The 2,464-nt window shown below is 32.2% G+C and carries 3 protein-coding genes; all 3 read right to left on the bottom strand.

Annotated features, from left to right (window positions below):
- Positions 1–390 (bottom strand): alcohol dehydrogenase catalytic domain-containing protein (locus VKY47_RS10865; RefSeq protein WP_414731224.1); only part of this gene is annotated, 390 nt, incomplete at its 3' end.
- Position 391: 1 nt separating this feature from the next.
- A complete protein-coding gene (locus VKY47_RS10860; RefSeq protein ID WP_324312752.1) occupies positions 392–1,495 on the bottom strand; it encodes a glycosyltransferase family 4 protein in 1,104 nt (367 codons plus the stop codon).
- 11 nt (positions 1,496–1,506) lie between these two features.
- On the bottom strand, positions 1,507–2,464 hold a 958-nt coding region (locus VKY47_RS10855), incomplete at its 5' end, for a glycosyltransferase family 4 protein (protein ID WP_324312750.1).

Here is a 2,464-nt window from a genome sequence, read left to right as displayed (position 1 = left end):
GATCTCCGCATGATTGGCATATCCAGCGCCCGCACAAGCAACTTTATCTCCAACTTTGAATGCTGTAACACCTTCACCCACTTCTATGACTTCTCCAGCTGAACTGTATCCTAATGGAGAATAAGCATCCAATTTTTTCATCACCGCGCGATACGTTTGTATTGGACCTTGTTTCTTTAAAGTATCAATAACTTGCTTTACTTGTTGTGGTCGTTCTTTGGCTTTTCCAATTAAACTTTTTCGTGCAGCAGTTACGGTAGAACCTTCTGTTCCAGCGCTAATGATGGAATAGTGATTTTTAACGATAACCATTCCTTTACCTACCTGTGGGTAAGGTAATTCCTGAATGACCATATCACCAGAGCCTAGTTTTTGTGTGAGTTGTTGCATTTTATTTTAATATTTCTGTGAATACTTCAGCCATTCTGTTTTCCATAATAGTTGAAGTATAGTTTAATTGATATTTTTTTAATCCTGCTTTACCCATTTCAATACGTAAAGCCTCATCCTTAATCAGTAGTTTTAATTTTTCTGCAAGTTGTTTAGGAGAACGCTTTTCAATAATAAACCCACTCACGTTATTTTCAATAATATCTGGTAAAGCTCCTTCGTTTGTTGTGATTACTGGTAATGACGCTTGCATTGCCTCATTGACAACTAAACCCCATGTTTCTATCTCTGTTGGTAAAACAAATATATCTGCCTCGTGAAAAGCAGTATGCTTTTCTTCATCGTATTTAGGGCCAATTGATATAATATTGTCTTTTAAATTGTGAGAGGAAATGTAATCTTCAATTCGCTTTTCAATATCACCTCTTGGTGCACCAACTAGATTTAATTTGAAATCGCAACCTTCTACTTTTAGTTGTTTTGCAGCTTCTAGTAGAACAAATATACCTTTTGATTCAATGAAATTAGATAGGAATAGAATAGTTGGTGTATTCACTTTAGGTTTACGTTCAGGATAGCTCACTTCCTCAATACCATTATTAACAATATAAATAGGTCCCTTAAAAACATCTTTTATATCATATGTTAATCGTTCCGACAAACATATGACTGAGGTATTCTTAAAGAATAGTTTATAAAAAAGCTTATTTATTGGTTTGTTAGTAATTGCTTCTGATATTCCTTTGCCATGTAAATGAATGACAATTTTTTTTCCAAAAACTTTTAACGGTAACAGTAATAATAAATCTCTATAAAAAGCAAAACCTTTTATAGCAGGAGAGTAATAGACAAGATCATGTCTCTTAAAAGCATTGATTGTTATAATTAAGAAGTTCTTAATTATTAAAAATATTTTTCGCAGACTGAAACTCCCTATGTTACTTGAGTTTTCATTATATGAGATTCCAAATGTTTTTATCAAAAATTGATCATTTAGAATTTCACTATTTACCACTTGGGCATTCATTATATTTGAACCATGGAAGGGAGGAGGAAGTGGAATCGGTGCATAAATCACTTTGTTCTTCTCTTGATTGTATTTCATAAACTAAGTTTTTATGCTTTATTATCAATTTTTGCTGGAAACCAATATTTGGCTAAATCATTACTTAAATTTTTAACAGCATACTTTGCTGATATTTCCAATGAATGCTTTTTTGCATTTTTTAATTGTGTAGCGAGAAACATATGCTCTGAATAAACCTCTGCTATTCTTTCTTTTACTACATAACCATTTTTCCCTTCTTTCACCATGTCTTTTGCTCCACTTACATCTGTAGAAACTACAGGTTTTCCACAAGATATCATTTCACACATTGCTAACGACCATCCTTCTTTTAAAGAACCAACCAAACAAACATCTGCGGAGTTCATATAAGATAAAACTGTTGTTTGTTTTTGAAACCCTGTTAATAAAATATTTTGTTCAATACCAATTTCTTTTGCTCTCTCCAATAATTTAGATTTATCTTCTCCATCACCCACAAATATCAGTAATGCATTTGGAGAATAATTTTGCATAAATATTCTGAATGAATCTAAAAGAAAATCCCATCCTTTTATAAAGCTAATTCTTCCTGTAGCAACGAAGATAGTCTGCTCCAAAGATAGCTTAAGCTTGCCCCTCTCTAATAATAGATCACTTGGCATAAAAAAATCTGTATTTACTCTTGTTGGAAATTGATGGAAATTAACAGTATTGAGAATATTATTAGTTCTTTCGTGGAACTCTTGTATAGCATCTTGATCAGCAGAGGCAAGAATGGTTAGAATTTTGATTTTTTTCAGAGCTTGAACCAATGATTTTTCAAAAAAACCACCAAACTTTTTTGCCCAAGTAAATCTTGAATGTGAAACAGGATTATTTACCCCCGCAAAACGATAACATACACTGTCCCATTCTTTTTTATACACAGCTAATAAAACTTCAGGTGAATCAATAAAAACATTTCGAATATTTGCTTTCCGTATTGGTTTTAAGTATTTTTTTGCATTAAAATAAGCATCAATCCTT

It is taken from the genome of Xanthomarina sp. (assembly GCF_035306705.1).
Classification (GTDB): domain Bacteria; phylum Bacteroidota; class Bacteroidia; order Flavobacteriales; family Flavobacteriaceae; genus Xanthomarina.
Note: the sequence above shows the minus strand (reverse complement) of the source record. Positions and strands in the feature narration are given on the sequence as shown.

Excerpts from the sequence above, each read along its gene's own strand:
- VKY47_RS10860 (WP_324312752.1), bottom strand. The coding sequence starts at position 1,495 with ATGAAATACAATCAAGAGAAGAACAAAGTGATTTATGCACCGATTCCA.